Source organism: Sulfitobacter sp. HGT1 (assembly GCF_013282155.1).
Lineage (GTDB): Bacteria > Pseudomonadota > Alphaproteobacteria > Rhodobacterales > Rhodobacteraceae > Sulfitobacter.
The window spans coordinates 166916-188312 of the sequence record NZ_BLWI01000008.1 but is presented as its reverse complement, the minus strand read 5'-3'; the positions used below and the strand labels follow the sequence as shown (position 1 = coordinate 188312).

Below are 21397 nucleotides of genomic sequence, written 5' to 3'. Positions count from 1 at the left end.
ACGTTCAGTGTCGCTAAGTTTGCCAGACTCTCCAATGCGAGATGTAAAGTCAGACGAAATTATTGTCGCACAGGGGGAGTTTCACGTAAGTAATTCCCCTAATGTAATTGTGAAGACATTATTGGGCTCTTGTGTGGCGACCTGTCTATATGATCCAGTTTTAAAAGTAGGTGGAATGAACCATTTTCTGCTCGCAACAGGGTCAGATCGCGACACAAATTCGGAAAGATACGGGGCATATGCAATGGAAGTATTAATTAATGGTCTATTAAAGCTTGGCGCGAGAAAATCACAATTGCAAGCGAAAGTCTTTGGTGGAGCCACCATGTCCGGAATAATGGGGCATATTGGGATAAAGAATTGTGAATTTGCAACAAAATTTCTAGATATGGAAGGTTTTCCGATCATTGCGTGCAGCTTGGGCGGTGAGCATGCCCGAGCAATACGATTCAACCCTTCCACCGGGCAGGTTAGTCAACGGCTAATTTATGATTGCGAAGCCGAAGCTAATATATCTTCCACTCCGCTAGAAACTAAAGAAGAAATTATGTTTTTTGGTGAATAATGTGAATAAAAGAACCATAGATCTTCCAGATAAAATACAATCAGGAATGGCTGTAGAATTCGCAAAACTACTATCTGAAAGCGCGGGCTCTGATATCACTATTGATGCTCGGAGGGTTGTTTCTATTGGGGCTTTTCCTGCGGAAATTCTCCTAAGGTTTAAGTTGTTTTGCGAGGATTCCGGATGCGAATTTCAGATCGAGGTGTCCTCAAGTCTCGAAGATGATCTTAGAATGCTCGGGATGACCCAGGAGCTTCTTGAAAAGGGAAAAAAAACATGAGCTTGAGTATTTTAGCAGTTGATGACTCCCGCACAATGCGTGATCTCTTGCGCCTGACATTGGAAGAGGCCGGATTTCTAGTGACAACTGCAGAAGATGGCGCTGACGGTGTAGATAAGGTAATTGAAAACAAGCCTGATGTAATAATTACAGATATTAACATGCCGGTTATGGATGGCTTTGGATTGATTGAAGCCGTCCGGAACGGAGTGTGCGGAACATCTGTCCCCATTTTGGTGCTAAGTACAGAAAGCAGCCCGGAACTTAAGGATCGCGCCCGAAATATTGGCGCAACAGGCTGGATTGTAAAACCATTCAATGACACGACACTTATTTCAGCAATACGACGCGTTGCGAGGGTCTGAGGAATGGCATCACTTATTGAGCTTCGCCAGGTGTTCTTTCAGGAGTGTGAGGAGCAATTAGAAGATCTGACTGATGGATTGACCGCCCTTGAAGGCTCTGAGGACTTTTCCAATCTTGATCCAGAAATAATTAATAGAATGTTTCGTGCGGTTCATTCAGTAAAAGGGGGTGCTGCATCATTTTCATTAGATGCAATCACGCAATTTGCCCACGCGTATGAGTCGATTTTGGACGAGCTACGCAGCGGTAAACTAACTCTAAACCAAAAAATTATAAATACTTTCTTCACGTCTGCAGACTATTTGACAGATCTGGTTTCGCTTGGTGCTGAGAATGTGGAGCCTATAGCCGCAGAGTTAGAATCAAAGATAAAAGACCTATCAGCACTATCGGGGTCAATGAAATTTGGAGCGGGTGTTTCTGAAGAGGATGACTGTATCGCCGCATTTACTCCGCTCGCATTAAGCGGTGAGATGCAATTCCCGCCAGTTGAAGATGTCAACGGAAGTGTTTTCGAGATATACTTCAAACCAACACTGGATCTCTATGCTAATGGGCATGAACCGGTGCAAATCTTTCGGGAACTTTCAACCTTGGGCGTCTTGGAAGTCCAGTGTAAATTTGATCGTGATTTCAAATGGGATCAAGCTGAGCCAGCTATAGAGTGGCACCTGGTTCTCTCGACCAATCAATCTGAGAGTGAAATTCTTGAGATATTCGAGTTTTCGGAACCATATGCAAAGATTGAAATTTCGAGCAAAGTTGCCGATATAACCGTTTCCGCACCGATAGAAAGCGTTTCAAAGCATCCTGCTAGCACTCCTACTATGGAAAAACCAAACGCTGCTCCTGACCCAGCCGGGGAGGTTCATTCTGCGGAGCCATCTGCAATTAGAAGTGCAATAAGTGCTGCGCCGAAAGCGACTGTTCGTGTTGATCTGGATTTGGTTGACGAGTTGATCAATTTAGTCGGAGAGCTGGTCATAACCCAATCCGTCATGACGCAGTCGATTACAGAACAAGATGGTATTGGAGGGCGGCAACTTTCGACGACGCTTGAAGACTTCAAGTCCCTTACGAGAACCATTCAAGAAGGCGTTATGGCCATCCGCGCCCAATCTGTGAAGCCACTATTTCAGCGTATGGCCAGGATAGTGCGAGAGACGGCCCAAATCGCTGGAAAGGAAGTTCGATTTGCGACTGAGGGTGAGGATACAGAGGTCGACCGAACCGTGATTGAACGTTTGGTCGATCCCCTTACTCATATCCTCAGGAATGCTGTGGACCATGGCTTGGAGGATGCCGCACTACGATCGCAAGCAGGGAAGGACAGGATTGGGACTGTCACGCTTTCTGCAGCCCACCGGTCGGGGCGCGTTGTTATTGAAGTTATCGACGATGGCGGTGGCGTTCAAAGAGAAAAGGTTCTCTCGTCGGCAATTGAAAAGGGCCTGGTCCCGCAAACTGCACAGCTCTCTGATTCTGACATTGATAGATTGCTGTTCTTACCGGGCTTTTCGACTGCAGCGTCTGTCACGAACCTTTCAGGCCGTGGTGTCGGGATGGATGTCGTAAACAGTGAAATCCGCCGCCTTGGTGGGAGGGTTGCGATCATTTCGCATCCGGGATCGGGGACGACCATCTCAATCAGTCTACCGCTTACTCTGGCGGTTCTGGACGGAATGGTTGTCGATGTCGCTGATGAGACTATGGTGGTGCCCATTTCCGCAATCGTTGAGACTATTCGGCCTGATACATCACAAATTCATCAGATCGGCCCAGCAGCACGGATGATCGCCGTGCGCGAAAAGATGGTGCCAATTATTGAATTAGGGGCAGTATTTGGCTGTGCGCCAATAAAGAATCACACCAATGACGGAATTTTGGTTATAGTAGAAGACGATAAAGGTGAGCATTTCGCGCTCGCGGTTGATAAGATTCGAGACCAAAGGCAAGTCGTCATTAAAAGTCTAGAGTCTAATTATGGGCATGTTCCTTTTGTTGCGGCAGCAACAATCCTTGGTGACGGGCAAATCGCTCTTATTGTTGATCTAGATGAAATAACCCACCAGGTTTCCGTGGATCAATCAAGGTCTATTCAATCCATTGAGGCAATCGCATGAAAATTGAAGACGATAGCAGTAATTCAGAAAAATTTGAATTAATTACATTTTCTATTGGTTCGCAGGACTTTTGTATGGATATCATACTGGTTCGGGAGATACGCGGATGGACAAATGTCACCATGTTACCCCACGCTCCCAAAGACGTGCTGGGTGTTATGAACTTACGCGGTGCGGTCGTTCCAATTGTAGACTTATCGGCACGCTTGGGCTTGGGTGTTTGCGAATCCAAAGAGAGAGATGTGATAATAATTACATTAATCGAAAAGAAGATTGTCGGTTTCTTGGTAACGGCTGTATCCGACATCATTGAGCTTTCCCAAACTGACATCCAGCCTATGCCCCAAATGGGCGGGAAAAAGGAAAATCAGTTCGTAAAAGGGATATATATCTCGGATAATAAAACGCTTCGCGTACTTGATATAGCGTCCCTCGCAGCATCAATGACGACCGCACAGGAAAGCGTATGACTATGATGAGCGGATCAAGTCTGGAAAAACGACAAGAGTTGACCTTGTCAGTAAGTGCTATTGATAAAATCAGGACCCTGCTAGGAGAAAAAATTGGGGTTCTCTTAGATGAGAGTGCTGGGAGCTTGATAACTTCAAGGCTTTCTTTACATGTGCGGCGACTGGGACTATCAAGTTTTGATAGCTATATTCAGCATATAATAGATGATCCGGGGGGGCATGAGATGTCCCTGATGATCAATGCGCTGACGACAAATACGACACGGTTCTTTCGCGAACTTAGGCATTTCGAAATATTTGAAAATGAGATACTTCCTTCGCTTATTAAACAAGCCAAAAATGGAGCACGCGTGAGGTTATGGTCCGCAGCTTGTTCGAGTGGTGAGGAAGCATATAGTATCGCAGCGGTTCTGTTGAATAATTTCCCCGACGCCCACAATTTTGATATACGTATTTTGGCGACGGATGTTGACACTCAAACGTTGAAACATGCAGAGGCTGGCGTTTATTCAAGAGCATCTATTTCCAGTGTCCCTCAGCGCTATGTCGAAGATATTTTTGAGCCAGAACAGGACAGTGATAACCTGTGCGTTCAGGAAAAATTAAAGGCACTTACAACATTTAGGTATCTTAATTTTATCGAGCCTTGGCCAGTTTCTGGCCCATTCCAAGTAATTTTTTGCAGAAATGTTGCAATCTATATGCCGCCAGAAACGCAGTCGAAAATTTGGACAGGTTTGGAAGCTGTTTTGGACCCAGATGGCGCTTTGTTCATTGGGCATTCGGAACGCATCGGCCCTGAGTTGATGGATAGGCTGGAGCTATTTGGACCGACGTCCTTCCGCCGCCCTCAAGCGCTGAGAAGTCAGAATATTGAGCACATGGAGAGTCTTAATGTTATTACGTGATTCAGTAAAAATTTTGGTTGCGGATGATACCAGTGTGAGCAGGGGTCTAATTTGTAATGCACTGGATGAAATTGGAATTGCAAATGTTGATGTATGTAACTCTGGGGATATTGCCTTCGACAAGGCTACTCGGGAAGGGTTCCACCTGGTGATATCAGATCAGCATATGCCTGGAATGACTGGATTGCAATTGCTTGCAAATTTAAGGGCTCAAAAATTGACATCAAGAATCGGATTTATATTGGTAAGTGGTTCGATGACTAAAGAAATCTTAGCGGAAGCTCAAAAGTGGGGTCTGAATAACTTTCTACCGAAACCATTTGACACTGCAAAGATGAGGGCGTGCCTCGAAACCGTCACAGGGCGTTTATGACAAGGGTGCTTCTTAACTTGGGTGAGATTGTAAAGAACCTGGAAGGCGAAATCTTTAGGATAGAGACAATGGCGCGCGAAGTCGAAATCGCATTTATGAAAATATCAAAGACTGATGGTAATATTGGAAAAGACGATGTGATTTCACTACAGAATGTGGACTTGCTTATTCAAACCGCAGAAGACATTCAAAGATTTTTAAAAGGTCTGTGTGAGAGCGAGAGCCTTGAAGTGAAAGTCAATATATCCGATTGTCTAGATCTTCTCCATCTGGGGCAAACAAGAAGGAATTTATCTGGTGCGGTTTTCGGTAAACCTACTGAAGAAGAGGATGTAACATTCTTTCAAGACGCGACGAGTTGCTAGTCTGTCCGCCGCTATTACGTTTATGGTTTCACCCCAATGTGCTAGCAGTTGATCTTCATATATCGCGGTCCAAATTGCCCTGTTTAACTGAATTTGGTGTTATATTGGTTTCACGTCTTAAGGTTTCATTTTTTATATTCTGCATATAACTGCTTATCGTGTAATTTTGGACTTGCGATGTTTGGAAATTTGTCTTGGTCTTTCGTAACAATTCTATTTTCCCTGGGGGTTGGGCCTTTGGCAGCAATTGGACCAACCGTGGGCGATTTGGATAAAAATGGTATTTACCTAGTCATCTCTCTCGAACCTATTAGGCCGTTGTTTCAATCAGTTTCCTCTGTTGGTGGCCGTGAGCTGGGTCCGCGAAGTTCGCGATTTTCAACTATGGTTATGTTGCCGCCAAGTGGGCATGCCAACCTCAAATCTGCTGGATACCGAATGCTTCCCGCTAGTGTGTTAGCGGGAATTTGCGGATTTTCAGTCAATCCAAAGTCTCTGCCTTCAAGGAGTTAACCGTTGTGACAATAAGTTCACTTTCAACATCTGCTAAACTGATCTTTGGAGGAGCAATATTGCTTTTCCCGTGCGTTGTCCTTGCTGCATTTGCTATTGGCAGTAACATCGTTTGGGCGAGCGCAGTCTCAATCAGCTTTTTGATATTGGGAGCATCGATGGCACTCAGCAAGCCATTGCTGGTGCCAGTCGGGGCGGCGATTGCACTTACTGGCCAGGCAATTGCGTTAAACGGGGCTTTTCAAGGTCATCCTTGGCAGATTGACAGTCACATGCTGTATTTTGCATTGCTCGCATCGTTGGTTGTTTTGCGGAGTGTTCCATCGCTCATTGTGGCCGCTGGGGTTATCGCAATCCATCACGCGTCGCTCTCTGTACTGATGCCCTCTTTGATTTACCCCTCTGGCGGGGTTTGGGAGAATATCGAGCGCACCTCGTTTCATGCTGTCATAGTTGTGCTTGAGACGGCGGCGTTGGTGATTACTGTGCTTCAGTTGAAGGGCCTTGAAGTGGAAATGAGTTTGAAAGCTGATGAACTTTCTGAGAGTTTGGCAATTTCAGATACGGCACGCACGCTTGCTCAAACAGCGCAGAAACAAGCCGAGACAGCCAAACAGGAGGCGCAGTCAGCGCAAGAGCGCGCTGAAGCCACCATCGTTCAACTTGAAAATGCCGAAACGACGCGGCAAGCGAGTGAGGCCGAGACGCTCAAATTACAGAACGATCATATGGAGCGTGATCGCGCAAAGTCTGAGGAGCAGGCCTCTGTGGTTGATGCCCTGCGTGTTGCTTTGGGGCGTTTGCAATCGGGTGATTTGACTGCGCGCATCTCGGGATCGCTTCCGGAAGAGTATGATGAATTGAGGAATGGCTTCAACGCTGCGGTACAAGCGTTGGAAGAAATGGTGTCCGAAGTTGCCAGCCGATCGTTGCAAATGGATGCAGAAATTCATGAGATTTCGATTTCCACCAATGATTTAGCGCTCCAAACTGAACAACAGGCCATGACCCTTGGGAAGACTTCCAATGCGTTGGATGCGCTTACTCGGATAGTTAAAGAAAATGCGGCGAATGTTGACGAGGTAAACGGGTCTTCGCAAACTGCGCAAACCAGTGCAAAACGAAGCGGTGAAATTGTGTCAGATGCTTCTGTTGCGATGCAGTCGATCAAGACGGAAGCTGAAGAAATTGCCAAAATTGTTGAGGTTATTGACGCGATTTCCTTTCAGACAAACCTTTTGGCGCTGAATGCTGGTGTTGAAGCTGCACGGGCAGGTGATGCCGGAAGAGGATTTGCGGTTGTCGCATCAGAAGTGAGAGCTCTTGCGCAGCGGTCGGCGGAAAGTGCGACAGACATCCGGACAATCATCACCCGATCAGAGGAGCAGGTGGCGAATGGATCAAATAAGATCGCGGATAGCGTTTCTGCCCTGGAAAAGGTTGTTGCCGGCGTTCTGGCGATAACTTCGAAAATGGAAAAAATCGCGGAAAGCACGCAAAGGCAAAGTGTAGAGATATCATCTGTAAACGCTTCTGTAGGTGATTTGGGATCCGCTACGCAGCGTAACGCCGCACGGTTTGAGCAAACCAACGCCGCCTGTCTTAGCCTGGCCCAGAACGCCAGTACGCTGCGTGAATTGACCGAGCGGTTTCAAACGACCGGCGCAAATTCGATGGCCCGAAAAACGGCATAGACATCGAAACCTACGCGACTAGGGGCGGGCAGCTCTATCATACCCGTGCGGCTGGTCTGGATGGCCTTTCTTCCTTGCAGGTGTTGGCGGGCCTTCCTGCCAGCTTTCGGATTTCCAGGCGGGGGTCAACGCTCGGTTTAATATTGCATCAATTAAGCAATGAAAGTGGACGGCGTTGAATATCCGTGCTGGTCATTCAACGCGAAGCCTTTGGTTGGGACCGGTTTCCTCAGTGGCGTTTTCTGACGCGCGGGTTGTAACCCGGATTATTAAGGGGTGTAGAGCGGCATCAGCGAAAATGGTCGGCAGCAATTTTAAATCCATGAGATTTTGAAGGGGCGATGGTGCTCTGTAACCGGTAGCGGGAGATCCCCTTGGGGATAACGGCGGGTGTCCATGGACGGCGAAGCGGTGGGCCGCGCAATCCGAGTAGTTTCTTTACAAAATGGATCTTGCGGCCCGCGAAAGGCGAAAGGCAAGGAGGCGGGGGCACCAAGGTTGGGCGGAGCGCAGGTTATTAATCGATTTGAAAGCGAGACCAGAAGCCCCGGATGAGTGAATTGAACCGGGGCGCGCTGCTTGATTTCGATCTTCCATGCCAAAGACACCATATCAGTGTGGTCGCCGAACAAATGCTGCGAAGCAGTTTGACTTAGAAACTTGTAGCCCAGATCGAGTATTGCAGCCCCCGGGCGTTTGTCACGACCCTGATGGCGGTGTTGTCGACAAACACAAGCCGATGTCCAGAAACTCACAGCTTGCTATGACGCGGCTCGGGATCATGTCTGGGTCCTGGGTCCTGGGTCCTGGGTCCTGGGTCCTGGGTCCTGGGTCTTGGGCGCTGCGCGATGCTTTGGACGTGGTTCTGAATGACATCTGCTTGGGAAATGGCAATATTTTGTCGGGTATTTTACCGCATGTGAAAATCTCCGTGGCGACATTTCCATTTTTTTACCTTACTGTTCATTTCAGCAATGGTAGTGAAGGAAATTTTACACATGTCAAAGCCTGAGATCCATACGATGGAGGAGCTGTCAGCCGCGATCGGTGTGTCGCGACCGACTTTGTCACGTTATTTTCAGGATCCTTCAAAGGTCAGCAAGTCCTCGGTCGAGCGTATTCGCAGCGGGTTGGAGCAGGTGGATTACACGCCGAACTTCTTTGCCACGCGGATGAATCGGAAGTCGACCGGGATGATCGGCGTGATTATCCCCTATCTGAATGACCTTTTTTTTACACGTCTGCTTGAGGCGATTGAGCGTGCTGCCATGCGGGCAGGCTATACCGTTATCACGCAATGTTCGCATGCGGACCCCGATATCGAAGCCCGCGCTGCCGAGACGTTTCTGTCTATGAATGTGGATGGGGCGGTCGTTGCCCCACTGGGCAATCACAGTGACCTGAAGGTCTATGAAAGGCTGAATTCAAGGCTGCCTTTTGTGCTGATGGATTCACGTCCTGCCCGCTTGTCCCAGGTGGATTTTGTTGGGACCGACCATGTTCAAAGCACTGGAATAATTACAGAATACCTGAACCGTGTCGGTGGTCCGCCGGTGTTTCTGGCGATGCCGCGTGTGAACTTTAACGCCCTTGAGCGTGAGGCGGCATATATCGCCAAGATGGAGGAGCTGGGGCATGAGCCCGTCATTATCGGCACCGAGGAGGTTGATGCGGGCGGGTATTTCGAGGCGCATGGGCTGGCGGTCCTGAATGCGTATTTTTCGAAGGGTGAGTTTATCAATTCATCGATCCTGTGCGCGAATGACCGTGTGGCAATCGGGGCGCTACGGGCCGCGGCGCATCACGGGCTTGAGCCGGGGGCGCTGCGTCAGGGCGGTTTGCGAATCGCGGGGCATGATGATTACCCGCTTTGCCCCTTCCTGATCCCGACACTGACGACCGTGGCCCAGAATGTTGAGGCGATAGGGCAGGCGGCCATCGATCGGCTGATCGAAAAGTTGCGCGCGGAAAATTCTCAAGACAATCAGACGGTTCAGCTTATGGATGGCGTGCTGAAGATCCGGGAATCCGCCTGAATTCTTTCCGTTTGCTGCGTTGCGGCGTTAATATTTGAAATATTAAGTTGACGGTTGTGCGATCTTGGACCTAGTGTTGACACGTGTAAAAGTCTTTGGGAGGACAACCATGAACATGAAGCAACTCTTGCTGACCTCTGCGGTCGGCTTCGGTCTGTCTGCTGGCATCGCAGCCGCGGATGGTACGACAATCACAATCGCAACTGTCAATAACGGTGACATGATCCGCATGCAGGGTCTGACCGAGGACTTCAACGCGAAGCACCCCGACATCACAGTCGAATGGGTCACGCTGGAAGAAAACGTTCTGCGTCAAAACCTGACAACAGACATCTCCACCGGTGGCGGTGCCTATGATGTTATGACAATCGGCACATACGAAGTGCCAATCTGGGCCAACAACGGCTGGCTGGTGTCCTTGAACGAAGGCATGGCCGATGATTTCAACAAGGACGACCTGTTGCCTGCGATCGCTGGCGGTCTGACTGTTGACGGCGAACTGTACGCATCGCCGTTCTATGGTGAATCCTCGATGGTTATGTATCGCACAGACCTGATGGAAAAAGCCGGGCTTGAAATGCCGGACGCGCCAACATGGACATTCATCCGTGAAGCCGCAGCCGCAATGACCGACCGTGAAAACGACATCAACGGCATCTGTGCGCGCGGCAAAGCAGGCTGGGGCGAAAACGGTGCCTTCCTGACAGCGATGTCCAACTCCTTTGGCGCACGTTGGTTCGACGAAGAATGGAACGCACAGTTCGACAGCCCTGAATGGGCCGATACCCTGAACTTCTATCTGGGTATGATGAATGAATCCGGTCCAGCTGGTGCCGCCAACAACGGTTTCAACGAAAACCTGACACTGTTCCAGCAAGGAAAATGTGGCATGTGGATCGACGCAACCGTTGCGGCATCCTTTGTGACAGGCGCAGATTCAACTGTCGCAGACAAAGTCGGTTTTGCATTGGCACCTGACAACGGTCTGGGCAAGCGCGGCAACTGGCTGTGGGCATGGTCCTTGGCGATCCCGTCTTCTTCTGAAAAGCAGGACGCCGCGAAAACCTTTATCTCTTGGGCAACCGGCCCGGCCTATGCAGAACTTGTTGCGGGTAACGAAGGTTGGGCAAACGTACCTCCGGGCACACGTACATCCTTGTACGAAAACGCCGACTACCTTGCTGCTGCACCATTTGCGCAAATGACGCTTGATAGCATTCTGTCCGCAGACCCGACAAACCCAACTGTAAAGCCAGTGCCTTACACAGGTGTCCAGTTTGTTGCGATCCCTGAATTTGCGGGCATTGCCAACCAGGTCGGTCAGCAGTTCTCGGATGCACTTGCCGGCAACCAGACTGCTGAAGAAGCCCTTGCAAAAGCGCAAGCGCTGACCACCGAAGAAATGGAAGCAGCGGGCTACTAAGCCGACGCTTATCTTCCAGTCCGGGGCAGGGCGTACCTGCCCCGGATTTCCCTGAACCACCCCACAGTTGTATGCTAGGTGTTTTCGCAGGTCGCGTACGCGGTCTTCGTAAGGTCCTGCTTATCTTGTCGGAAGGAGCCTGACATGGCGACAGAACATTCCAAATCAGCCGCGCGCATCATGATCGCCCCAGCCGTTTTTCTGCTGTTGGTGTGGATGCTGATCCCCTTGTGCATGACGCTGTATTTTTCCTTTGCAGATTATCGCCCGATGCGCGGTGTGTTCGATGCGTGGATCGGGTTTGATAACTACGTCCGGTTTGTGTCGTCCTCATCGTTCCTGTCATCGGTCGGGACGACCCTTTGGATGGTGGGCGGCATTCTGGCCATCACGATCACGGGCGGTATTCTTCTGGCGCTGCTGCTGGATCAGCCGATGTTCGGTCAGGGCATTGTCCGCATTCTGGTGATCGCACCGTTTTTCGTCATGCCCACCGTGTCGGCGCTGGTCTGGAAGAACATGTTCTTCAATGTGGATAACGGGCTGTTTTCATACTTCTACAAGTTCTTTGGTATGCAACCCTATGATTTCCTGAGCCAATCCCCGTTGCTGTCGATCGTGATCATCGTGGCATGGCAATGGCTGCCCTTTGCGACATTGATCATGCTGACGGCGGTGCAATCGCTGTCCAGCGAACAGCTTGAGGCCGCCGAAATTGATGGCGCACCGCCGCTGGCGCGGTTCTGGTACATCATCCTGCCGCATCTTTCGCGCGCCATTACCGTGGTGATCCTGATCCAGACAATCTTTTTGCTGTCGATCTTCGCCGAGATTTTCGTGACCACCAACGGGGCCTTTGGCACACGCACATTGACCTATCTGGTCTACCAGCGCGTCCTTGAAAGCCAGAACATCGGTCTGGGCTCAGCGGGCGGGATCGTCGCCGTCATCCTTGCCAATATCATTGCCATCTTCCTGATGCGCATTGTCGGCAAAAACATCGATAACTGAAGGGTACAGATCATGGCACGCGCAATATCTCCCCGCAAAAAACTGATGTGGACAGCCCTGGCATGGGGTTTCGGTCTGCTGATCTTTTTTCCGATCCTGTGGACATTCCTGACCAGCTTCAAGGCGGAAAGCACCGCGATTTCCGACCCGCCGGTCTGGTTCTTCTTTGACTGGACGGTTCAGAACTATCACGACGTGCTGGAACGGTCGAATTATCCGCTGGCCTTGATGAACTCGATCATCATCGCAGTTGGATCGACGCTTTTGGGGATCGTGATCGCGGTTCCGGCGGCTTGGGCGATGGCCTTTGTGCCGGGCGATCGGACCAAGGATGTCTTGTTGTGGATGTTGTCGACCAAGATGTTGCCCGCCGTCGGGGTTTTGTATCCGCTTGTGCTGATTGCGAAATACTTTGGCGTGATGGACAGCCGTCTGTTGCTGGTCGTCGTGCTGATGTTGATCAACCTGCCGATCATTGTCTGGATGCTGTACACCTATTTCCGCGAAATTCCCGGTGAGATCCTCGAAGCGTCGCGGATGGACGGGGCGAGCCTGAAAAACGAAATCCTGTATGTGCTGACGCCAATGGCATTGCCGGGGATTGCATCGACCATTCTGCTGAATGTCATTCTGGCCTGGAACGAAGCATTCTGGACCATCCTGCTGACCACCGTTGACGCAGCACCCTTGACCAAGTTCATTGCCAGCTTTTCGGCACCCGAGGGTTTGTTCTACGCCAAGCTCAGTGCGGCTTCGATTATGGCCATCGCGCCGATCCTGATCATGGGCTGGTTCAGCCAGAAACAACTCGTCCGGGGCCTGACCTTCGGCGCCGTCAAATAAGGAAGGATTTCTCATGGGACGCATCACGCTCGAGAAAGTGCAAAAGAAATTCGGCGAAGTGGAGGTTATTCCACCGCTGGACCTGACCATCGAAGACGGTGAGTTCGTGGTTTTCGTCGGCCCGTCGGGCTGCGGTAAATCCACCTTGCTGCGTCTGATTGCGGGGCTTGAGGATGTCACGGGCGGCGAAATCCGCATTGACGGTCAGCCAGCCACAAACCTGCCACCGGCCAAGCGCGGGCTGGCGATGGTTTTCCAATCCTACGCCCTGTATCCGCATATGTCGGTGCGCAAGAACATCGCCTTTCCGCTGAAAATGGCGAATATGCCGGTCGAGGAACAGAACCGCCGCATCGAAACCGCAGCCAAGGCGTTGAACCTGACTGATTATCTGGACCGCCGTCCGGGGCAATTGTCGGGCGGTCAGCGTCAGCGCGTGGCGATCGGCCGTGCGATTGTGCGCGAACCTTCGGCCTTCCTGTTTGACGAACCTTTGTCCAACCTTGATGCGGCCCTGCGCGTGGGGATGCGTCTGGAAATTTCCGAGCTGCATAAAAAGCTTGAAACAACAATGATCTACGTGACCCACGATCAGGTCGAAGCCATGACAATGGCAGACAAGATCGTGGTGCTGCGCGCGGGCCATATCGAACAGGTCGGCACGCCGCTCGAATTGTATCACACGCCGCGCAACCTGTTTGTTGCGGGCTTTATCGGCAGCCCCAAGATGAACATCATCGGCGGGGAAACCGCAGCCAGACATGACGCGATGCATATTGGTATCCGTCCTGAACACATGGACATCGTCGAAAGCGGCGGCAGCTTTGTGGGCAAGGTCGGCGTGGCCGAACACCTTGGCTCTGACACGTTCTTCCATGTGCATCTGGCCGAAATGGACGAACCCATGACCGTGCGGGCCACGGGCGAGGTCGGGTTGCGCTATGGCGACACGATCCACCTGACACCGCAGGCAGACAAGATTCACCGCTTTGATAAAAAAGGGCTGCGGATCGCATGAAACGGCTTGAGGGAAAATCGGCCCTGATTACGGGCGCTGCCCGTGGCATCGGTCTGGGCTTTGCCGAGGCCTATATCGCCGAAGGGGCGCGCGTGGCGATTGCGGATATCAACCTTGAAGCAGCACAGGCAGCGGCCGCCGGCCTGGGCGATGCGGCCTATGCGGTTCAGATTGATGTCAGCGATCAGGCCAGCATTGATGCGGCCATTGCATCGGTCGTGGATCACGCGGGCAAGCTCGACATCCTGATCAACAACGCGGCTTTGTTCGACGCCTCTGAGACCGTCGACATCACCCGCGCCAGCTATGACAAGCTTTATGCCGTGAACGTGGCGGGCACGTTGTTCACCATGCAGGCGGCAGCAAAGCAGATGATCCGGCAGGGCCACGGCGGCAAGATCATCAATATGGCGTCCCAAGCGGGCCGTCGCGGAGAGGCGGTTGTGCTGGTCTATTGTTCGACGAAGGCGGCGGTGATTTCGATGACGCAATCGGCGGGCCTTGATCTGATCCGCCACGGCATCAACGTCAACGCCATCGCCCCCGGTGTGGTGGACGGCGCGCATTGGGATCATGTCGATGCGATGTTTGCCAAGCTGGAAAACAAGAAACCCGGTCAGAAAAAGGCCGAAGTCGCAGCAGGGGTGCCTGCCGGGCGCTTTGCTGTTCCTGCGGATTTGACGGGCATGGCGATCTTCCTTGCCTCGGCTGAATCTGACTACATCGTGTCGCAGACGTATAACGTCGACGGCGGTCAATGGATGAGCTAGGCGCGTCCGTCATCCTATCCCCCCGAACCGGAGAAATTGATGGCCCAGCCGTTGACTCTTAAGACCCTCAAAGACCTTCCTTCAGACATTCGCGTGCCGTCCTACAAGCGCGCAGACCTGTCTCCGGGGATCGTGCACATCGGCCTTGGCAACTTTCACCGCGGCCATCAGGCATGGTATCTGCACCGTTTGATGGACATGGGGCTTGCCCATGACTGGGCCATTATCGGCGCGGGTGTGCGTGCCGCCGATACCGCGCAGCGCGAACGCCTGAAGGCGCAGGATTACCTGTCGACCCTGATCGAACTGGACCCCAAGGGGAAATCGGCGGAAATCACCGGATCAATGATCGGTTTCGTTCCGGTCGAGGATGACAATGCCGCGCTGATCGCGCAAATGGCCGACCCTGCAATCCGCATTGTGTCGCTGACCGTGACCGAAGGCGGGTATTACCAGAACGGGGCAGGCGGGTTTGATGCCGCCCATCCCGATATGGTTCATGATGCGGCGCAGCCTGCCACACCCAAGACCGCATTCGGGGCGATGATCGCAGCGTTGAAGCTGCGCCGCGCGGCGGGCCATGGGCCCTTTACCTGCCAATCCTGCGACAACCTGCAAGGCAACGGCGCGATCCTGCGTCAGACCGTGGTGGGCTTGGCGCAACTGTCCGACCCTGATCTCGCGGCTTGGATCGACGCGCAATGCACTTTCCCGAATGCGATGGTCGATTGCATCGTGCCCGCGACGGGGCCTGCCGAACTGGCCCTTGCCCGCGAATTTGGCGTGATTGATAGCGCCCCTGTCACCCATGAAAATTTCCGCCAATGGGTGATCGAAGACACGTTCTGCGCAGGCCGCCCCGACTGGGACCGTGCAGGTGCCACCTTTACCGATGATGTCCACGCCTTCGAGGCGATGAAACTGCGTTTGTTGAATGCGGGCCATCAGATCATCGCCAATCCGGGCGAGATTTTGAACATCGAAACCATTTCGGGCTGCATGGCGCATCCGACCATCCGTGCCTTCCTGCTCAAGGTCAGCACCGTTGAAAGCGCGCCGCATGTGGATGCCGTGCCGGGGATGACCGCGCTGGCCTATATCGATCTGATCGACGGGCGTTTTTCCAACCCTGAAATCCGCGACACGGTGCGCCGCGTGGCCTTTGACGGCAGTTCGCGCCACCCCGGTTTCGTCCTGCCCATCATCCGTGATGCGCTGGCCGCTGGCACTGCAATCGAAGGCCTGGCGCTGGTCGAAGCCTTGTGGGCGCGTATGTGCGCAGGCACCCGCGAGGACGGGACCGAAATCGCCCCGAATGACCCCTATTGGGCGGACCTGAAAGCCGCAGCACAGGCGGCAAAAACCAATCCGCAGGCGTGGCTGGACCAAAGCCGGCTTTACGGCGATCTGGGCTGCAATGCGGCCTTTTCCGCTGCTTTTGATCATTGGCTCAGGATGATCTGGTCAGACGGCGCAACCGCCGCGATGCAGCACTATATCGACAGCTGAAAGAAAGGCCGCCCGTTCAATCAGGCGGCCTTTTTGTTAGGATCAGCTTGCGTGGGGCGCGGGGTGCAGGAACGACCACGGCGACGTCTCTGATCCGGTCTCGACGGGTACTTCGATCAAGGCAGGTACATTGGCCTTGAGCGCCTCGGTAATCGCCGTCTCAAGCGCTTGGGGTGTCTCGGCGCGTTCGGCCCGCATGCCAAAGCTGTGGGCCATCGCCACAAAATCGGGGTTGTGCAGTTCAGAGCCCAGCACGCGCCCGTTAAACACATTCATCTGGTCGCGGCGCACATTGCCATAGGCGTTGTTGTTGAAGACGACCGCGACGACCGCGATGCCTTGTTGCACGGCGGTGGCCATTTCCTGCATCCCGAACATGAACCCGCCATCGCCATTGACCGACACAACCGCCTTGTCAGGGTTGGCGATCTTGACCCCAAGGGCGGTGTTATACCCAAAACCCAGATTGTCCTGATAGGCGCAGGTCACATATTGGCGGGGCTTGTAGACGGGAAACCCGAACCGTGCGGTAAAGCCCATCTGGCTGACTTCCTCGACAAAGAAACCGTCACGGGGCAGGGCGCGGCGGATCGCGTCGAGATAGCTCATTTGCGGTTGCACCGTTTGAGCGGCTTCGTGGGCGCGGGTGGTGTAGTCGGCGAATTCAGCCGCGCGGTCAGGCGCGCTATGCCCGTCCAGTGCCGCCACGAGGGCAGCGGTCGCGTCGGCGGCATCGGCCACGACGCCCAGATCGGGTTTCAGGCGCACCATCTCGGTCGGGTCGATGTCGATGCGCAGCACCTTCAACCCTTCGGGCCGCCATTGCCAGCGCATGAATTGCAGCTCAAGCCGGCTGCCGATCCCGATCAGCAAATCGCATTTCTGGAAATAATCATAGGATGCGATCAGGTTCATCGACAGCGGGTGATCCTCAGCGACGATTCCCTTGCCACTGCGATGGGCCGTGACCGGAGCCTGAATTTTATCCACCAAAGCAAGCACTTGGTCCGCTGCATCCAGCGCACCGCCCCCCACCATGATCAGCGGATTTTCGGCCTGTGCAATCATCCTAGCGGCTGCGGCGATGGCATCAGGGTCCATCACGACCTGCCGGATCGGGGCGGCGCATTGGTCAGGCGCGGGCAGTTTTTGCCCGAACACATCCCACGGGACTTCGACCGCGACAGGGCGCTGGCGGCCCGACAGCATCTGGGTAAAGGCCTGCGCCATTGTATCGGCGGTTTGCGAGGGGTGATCGATGCGGTCGGACCATTTGGTCAGCCCGCGCAAGGTGGCTAGCTGGTCGGGCAATTCATGCAACTGCCCGCGCCCCTGACCAATCAGGTGCGACATGATATTGCCGGTCAGACACATCACAGGGGCATTGCCGCCGTAAGCCGTGCACAACGCCGCCCCCGCATTCAGAACACCGGGGCCGGGCACGACCGTAAACACCCCCGGCTTGCCAGTGGATTTCGCATAGCCATAGGCCATATATCCGGCACCTTGTTCGTGGCGTGTATGAATGAAACGCACGTCATTGCCGCGCCGGGCAAGCGCATCGGACAGCTCGTAAGAATGCGCCCCCGGAATGCCAAAAACCGTATCGACACCATTTGCGACGAGCGCATCGACCATCATATCGGCGGTTGTCTTGTTCATGGGGTATGTCCTTTTGTGGTGATATCAGGTGTCGCTGTCAGATCAGCGTCTTTCAGATCTTCAAGCAGGTCCAGCAGTTGAGATATGCGATCACTGCCAAAGCGGGCATGAAGCTGCTGTGTGATTTCAGCAGAGCGGGCGGCATGATCGTTGATCAGGGTTTGCCCCTTTGTGCTGATCGTGACGATGGATTTGCGCCTGTCCTTGGTGCCCGGGTGGCGGGTCAGCAGGCCGTCTTTCTCCATCGCGCTCAGGATGCGGGTCAGGCTGGGCAACATCAGGCAGGCGGCGCTGGCGATGGCGGTCTGTTCCATCGGGCCGGATTCAGATACCACCCGCAAGACCCGCCATTTCTGTTCGCTGATGCCGGTCTCGCTCAGCATTTCGCGGTAAGGACCCATCACGGTTTCGCGGGCGCGCAGCAGCGCAATCGGCAAGGATCGTGCGGTTTGCGTCAGTTTTGAGCGATCGTTGGTCAAGGTGGGGCTTTCGGGTTAGCTAAATTTGATTGACATGTTAATTAATATACTTAACTTGTCAACTAAATCCATGCGGCTCCGGGGAGGGTTCATGCCACATCTTCACATTGATTATTCACCCAACCTTGCGGCGCGTCTGGACGTTGCCGCGCTGTGTCAGGTGGTCGCCGATGCCGCAGCCAAGACGGGCGTTTTTCCTGTGGCGGGCATTCGGGTCCGCGCCACCGCCTGCACCCATGTGGTGATGGCCGATGGCAACCCCGATCACGCGTTTCTGGATCTGTCGGTGCGGCTGGCGGCAGGGCGCGCGGATTCTGCCAAGCAGGCCGCCGCGAAAGCGATCTTTCAAGCGATGGAAGCGTTCTGCGCCCCCGTGATGGCAAGCTCTTCATTCATGCTGTCGATGGAGATGCGCGAGATCGACCCTGCGCTGAGCTTCAAATCCAGTTCAATCCGCCAATACCTGCCAAAGGAATTACAATGACCGATCTTGCCACGCATCTTGCCAAGCTTGACGCCCATCTGGCGCGGTTTCGCGACAAGGGGATTTTGAACCTGATCGACGGTCAGGATATCGCCGGTCAGCAAAGCTTTGAAACCTGTTCGCCGGTGGATGAAACCTTGATATGTACTGTCGCCAAAGGCACGGCAGAGGATATCGACCGCGCCGCCAAAGCCGCCAAAGCCGCGTTTCCGGCATGGGCCGCACTGGACGGGGCCGCCCGCAAAAAGATATTGCACAAGATCGCCGACGGGATCGTGGCACGCGCCGAAGAAATCGCGCTATGCGAATGCTGGGACACCGGGCAGGCGTTCCGCTTCATGTCCAAGGCCGCCCTGCGCGGGGCTGAAAACTTTCGCTATTACGCCGACATGGCCCCGACGGCACGCGACGGGCAATCGCTGCCCACCAACAGCCACATGAACATCACCAGCCGCAGCCCCATCGGCCCCGTGGGGGTGATCACGCCGTGGAATACGCCGTTTATGCTGTCCACCTGGAAGATCGCGCCCGCCTTGGCCGCGGGCTGCACCATCGTGCATAAACCCGCCGAATTCAGCCCGCTGACCGCCCGTATTCTGGCCGAGATCGCCCACGAGGCGGGTCTGCCCGCCGGTGTCTGGAACCTGGTCAACGGCATGGGCGAAGACGCAGGACGCGCGTTGACCGAACACCCCGATATCAAGGCAATTGCCTTTGTCGGAGAGAGCAAAACCGGATCGATGATCATGAAACAGGGGGCCGATACCCTGAAGCGCTGCCATTTCGAACTGGGCGGCAAAAACCCGGTTGTGGTATTCGATGATGCCGATTTCGAACGCGCCTTGGATGCGACGATCTTCATGATCTATTCGCTGAACGGGGAACGCTGCACATCGTCAAGCCGCTTGTTGGTGCAAGACACGATTGCCGACGCATTCGAGGCGCGACTGGTCGAGCGGGTCAACACCATTCGCGTCGGTCATCCGCTGGACCTTGCCACCGAAGTCGGCCCACTGATCCACAAGGTACATTACGACAAGGTGTGCAGCTATTTTGACATTGCCCGCACGGATGGTGCGACTGTGGCCGCAGGCGGCACGGCACCTGACGGGAAGGGCTGGTTCGTCAAGCCGACCCTGTTTACCCACGCGACCCCGAAAATGCGGATTTCGCAGGAGGAAATCTTTGGCCCGGTCCTGACCTCGATCCGGTTCAAGGACGAAGACGAGGCGTTGCGCATCGCCAATGATGTCGATTACGGGCTGACGGGATATGTCTGGACCAATGATGTCACCCGCGCCTTGCGGTTCTCGGACGCGCTGGATGCGGGGATGATCTGGGTGAATTCCGACAACGTGCGCCACCTGCCGACACCCTTTGGCGGCACCAAGGCCAGCGGGATCGGCCGTGATGGCGGGCAATGGTCGTTTGATTTCTATATGGAGCAGAAAAACACCGCCTTTGCCCTTGGCCAGCATAAAATTGCCCGTCTGGGCGCGTAAACAAAGGACAGCGCTATGCCAATTCCCGCCGCCAACCTGAACCCGCCCTTCAACATCGTCCGCCTCAGCCATGTCGAACTGCGCGTGACCGATCTGGCATGGAGCCGCGCGTTTTACGTCGATACCCTGGGTCTGCAAGTCACCCACGAGGACGCGACCCATATCTATCTGCGCGCCATGGAGGAACGCGGCCACCACTGCGTGATCCTGAAAAAAGCCGAAGCCGGATCGGTGGGGGTTCTGGGCTTTAAGGTCTGGAGCGAAGAGGACTTGGACCGCGCCGAGGCATGGTTCAGATCCCGCGATCTGCCCACCGCATGGATCGAGCGCCCGTTTATGGGCCGGGTGCTGTCCACCCGTGATCCGATGGGTATCCCGTTGGAGTTTTATGCCAAGATGGACCGGCTGCCGTCGATCCATCAGAAGTACAAGCTGTACCAAGGCGTGAAACCGCTGCGCATCGACCACTTCAACATGTTCAGCCCCAACGTCGATGCGTCGGTGCAATTCTATGGCGACATGGGGTTTCGCGTTACCGAATACACCGCAGACGAGGAAACCGACCGCACCTGGGCCGCATGGATGCAGCGCAAGGGCGGCGTGCATGACGTGGCCTTCACCAACGGCACCGGCCCGCGCCTGCATCACCTTGCGTTCTGGGTGCCGACGCCGCTTAACATCATCGACCTGCTCGATCTGATGAGCACGACCGGCTATGTGACCAACATCGAACGCGGGCCCGGACGGCACGGGATTTCCAACGCGTTCTTCTTGTATATCCGCGATCAGGATGGCCACCGCACCGAGATTTACTGCTCGGATTACCAGACGATCGACCCCGATATGGAACCGATCAAATGGGATCTCAAAGACCCGCAGCGCCAGACCTTGTGGGGGGCCGCAGCGCCGCGCAGCTGGTTTGAACTGGGGTCGCTTTTCGACGGGGTCACTGTCGCTGAAAGCGATCTGAAGGCGCAACCGATCATCGCACCCTAAAGGAAGT

The 21397-nt window shown here is 53.9% G+C and carries 21 protein-coding genes; 19 read left to right on the top strand and 2 right to left on the bottom strand.

The features are described from left to right. Nucleotides 1-7 precede the first annotated feature (7 nt). The 16 genes from HGT1_RS07165 to HGT1_RS07090 all read left to right on the top strand — a co-directional run bounded on the left by HGT1_RS07165 (nt 8) and on the right by HGT1_RS07090 (nt 16267). Nucleotides 8-565: a chemotaxis protein CheD gene (locus HGT1_RS07165; protein WP_176249246.1), complete on the top strand. Its 558-nt coding sequence runs from the start codon at nt 8-10 to the stop codon at nt 563-565. Nucleotide 566: 1 nt separating this feature from the next. Beyond that, the gene (locus HGT1_RS07160) at nt 567-845 is read left to right on the top strand and encodes a hypothetical protein (RefSeq protein ID WP_176249245.1); all 279 of its coding nucleotides are present in this window, start codon (nt 567-569) and stop codon (nt 843-845) included. Continuing rightward, on the top strand, nt 842-1210 hold the full coding sequence (locus HGT1_RS07155; RefSeq protein WP_176249244.1) for a response regulator: 369 nt from the start codon (nt 842-844) through the stop codon (nt 1208-1210). The genes HGT1_RS07160 and HGT1_RS07155 overlap by 4 nt, the downstream gene beginning before the upstream one ends. 3 nt (nt 1211-1213) lie before the next feature. After that, nucleotides 1214-3334, top strand: coding sequence for a chemotaxis protein CheA (locus tag HGT1_RS07150; protein ID WP_176249243.1), 2121 nt, complete (start codon nt 1214-1216; stop codon nt 3332-3334). Beyond that, complete coding sequence (locus tag HGT1_RS07145) at nt 3331-3804, top strand: chemotaxis protein CheW (RefSeq protein ID WP_176249242.1); 474 nt, start codon at nt 3331-3333, stop codon at nt 3802-3804. The genes HGT1_RS07150 and HGT1_RS07145 overlap by 4 nt, the downstream gene beginning before the upstream one ends. Then, nucleotides 3801-4712 carry a protein-glutamate O-methyltransferase CheR gene (locus HGT1_RS07140; RefSeq protein ID WP_176249241.1) on the top strand — a complete coding sequence of 304 codons (912 nt, stop codon included), beginning with the start codon at nt 3801-3803 and terminating at the stop codon, nt 4710-4712. The genes HGT1_RS07145 and HGT1_RS07140 overlap by 4 nt, the downstream gene beginning before the upstream one ends. Continuing rightward, complete coding sequence (locus tag HGT1_RS07135) at nt 4699-5085, top strand: response regulator (RefSeq protein WP_176249240.1); 387 nt, start codon at nt 4699-4701, stop codon at nt 5083-5085. The genes HGT1_RS07140 and HGT1_RS07135 overlap by 14 nt, the downstream gene beginning before the upstream one ends. A 68-nt stretch (nt 5086-5153) precedes the next feature. Beyond that, nucleotides 5154-5450 carry a hypothetical protein gene (locus HGT1_RS07130; RefSeq protein ID WP_176249239.1) on the top strand — a complete coding sequence of 99 codons (297 nt, stop codon included), beginning with the start codon at nt 5154-5156 and terminating at the stop codon, nt 5448-5450. A 518-nt stretch (nt 5451-5968) separates the two neighbouring features. Then, nucleotides 5969-7657, top strand: coding sequence for a methyl-accepting chemotaxis protein (locus HGT1_RS07125; RefSeq protein ID WP_176249238.1), 1689 nt, complete (start codon nt 5969-5971; stop codon nt 7655-7657). 998 nt (nt 7658-8655) lie between these two features. Next, entirely contained in the window at nt 8656-9693 is a 1038-nt protein-coding gene (locus HGT1_RS07120; protein WP_255200124.1) for a LacI family DNA-binding transcriptional regulator, read from the top strand. A 109-nt stretch (nt 9694-9802) separates the two neighbouring features. After that, nucleotides 9803-11116 carry a sugar ABC transporter substrate-binding protein gene (locus tag HGT1_RS07115; protein WP_176249237.1) on the top strand — a complete coding sequence of 438 codons (1314 nt, stop codon included), beginning with the start codon at nt 9803-9805 and terminating at the stop codon, nt 11114-11116. Nucleotides 11117-11260: 144 nt separating this feature from the next. Then, the gene (locus HGT1_RS07110; RefSeq protein ID WP_176249236.1) at nt 11261-12127 is read left to right on the top strand and encodes a carbohydrate ABC transporter permease; all 867 of its coding nucleotides are present in this window, start codon (nt 11261-11263) and stop codon (nt 12125-12127) included. A 12-nt stretch (nt 12128-12139) separates the two neighbouring features. Further along, complete coding sequence (locus HGT1_RS07105; protein WP_176249235.1) at nt 12140-12970, top strand: carbohydrate ABC transporter permease; 831 nt, start codon at nt 12140-12142, stop codon at nt 12968-12970. Between the two features lie 13 nt (nt 12971-12983). Continuing rightward, nucleotides 12984-13988 (top strand): ABC transporter ATP-binding protein, encoded by a 1005-nt coding sequence (locus HGT1_RS07100; RefSeq protein WP_176249234.1) that lies wholly within the window; start codon nt 12984-12986, stop codon nt 13986-13988. Beyond that, nucleotides 13985-14758, top strand: a complete 774-nt coding sequence (locus HGT1_RS07095; RefSeq protein ID WP_176249233.1) for an L-iditol 2-dehydrogenase — start codon at nt 13985-13987, stop codon at nt 14756-14758. The genes HGT1_RS07100 and HGT1_RS07095 overlap by 4 nt, the downstream gene beginning before the upstream one ends. A gap of 39 nt (nt 14759-14797) precedes the next feature. Continuing rightward, nucleotides 14798-16267, top strand: a complete 1470-nt coding sequence (locus HGT1_RS07090) for a mannitol dehydrogenase family protein (protein WP_176249232.1) — start codon at nt 14798-14800, stop codon at nt 16265-16267. 42 nt (nt 16268-16309) lie between these two features. Here HGT1_RS07090 and HGT1_RS07085 read toward each other — a convergent pair whose 3' ends face one another. Together HGT1_RS07085 and hpaR are read right to left on the bottom strand one after the other, a co-directional pair. Then, the gene (locus HGT1_RS07085; RefSeq protein WP_176249231.1) at nt 16310-17929 is read right to left on the bottom strand and encodes a thiamine pyrophosphate-dependent enzyme; all 1620 of its coding nucleotides are present in this window, start codon (nt 17927-17929) and stop codon (nt 16310-16312) included. After that, nucleotides 17926-18408, bottom strand: a complete 483-nt coding sequence (gene hpaR, locus HGT1_RS07080; protein ID WP_255200123.1) for a homoprotocatechuate degradation operon regulator HpaR — start codon at nt 18406-18408, stop codon at nt 17926-17928. Before hpaR ends, HGT1_RS07085 begins: the two co-directional genes overlap by 4 nt. A 91-nt stretch (nt 18409-18499) precedes the next feature. On the opposite strand from hpaR, the gene HGT1_RS07075 reads away from it, so the two are divergent. From HGT1_RS07075 to hpaD, 3 genes are read left to right on the top strand one after another with little or no spacing between them, the layout of a single operon-like run. After that, complete coding sequence (locus HGT1_RS07075; RefSeq protein ID WP_176249230.1) at nt 18500-18892, top strand: 5-carboxymethyl-2-hydroxymuconate Delta-isomerase; 393 nt, start codon at nt 18500-18502, stop codon at nt 18890-18892. Then, the gene (gene hpaE, locus HGT1_RS07070; RefSeq protein ID WP_176249229.1) at nt 18889-20394 is read left to right on the top strand and encodes a 5-carboxymethyl-2-hydroxymuconate semialdehyde dehydrogenase; all 1506 of its coding nucleotides are present in this window, start codon (nt 18889-18891) and stop codon (nt 20392-20394) included. Before HGT1_RS07075 ends, hpaE begins: the two co-directional genes overlap by 4 nt. A 15-nt stretch (nt 20395-20409) precedes the next feature. After that, nucleotides 20410-21390, top strand: a complete 981-nt coding sequence (gene hpaD / locus HGT1_RS07065) for a 3,4-dihydroxyphenylacetate 2,3-dioxygenase (RefSeq protein ID WP_176249228.1) — start codon at nt 20410-20412, stop codon at nt 21388-21390. Nucleotides 21391-21397 lie beyond the last annotated feature (7 nt).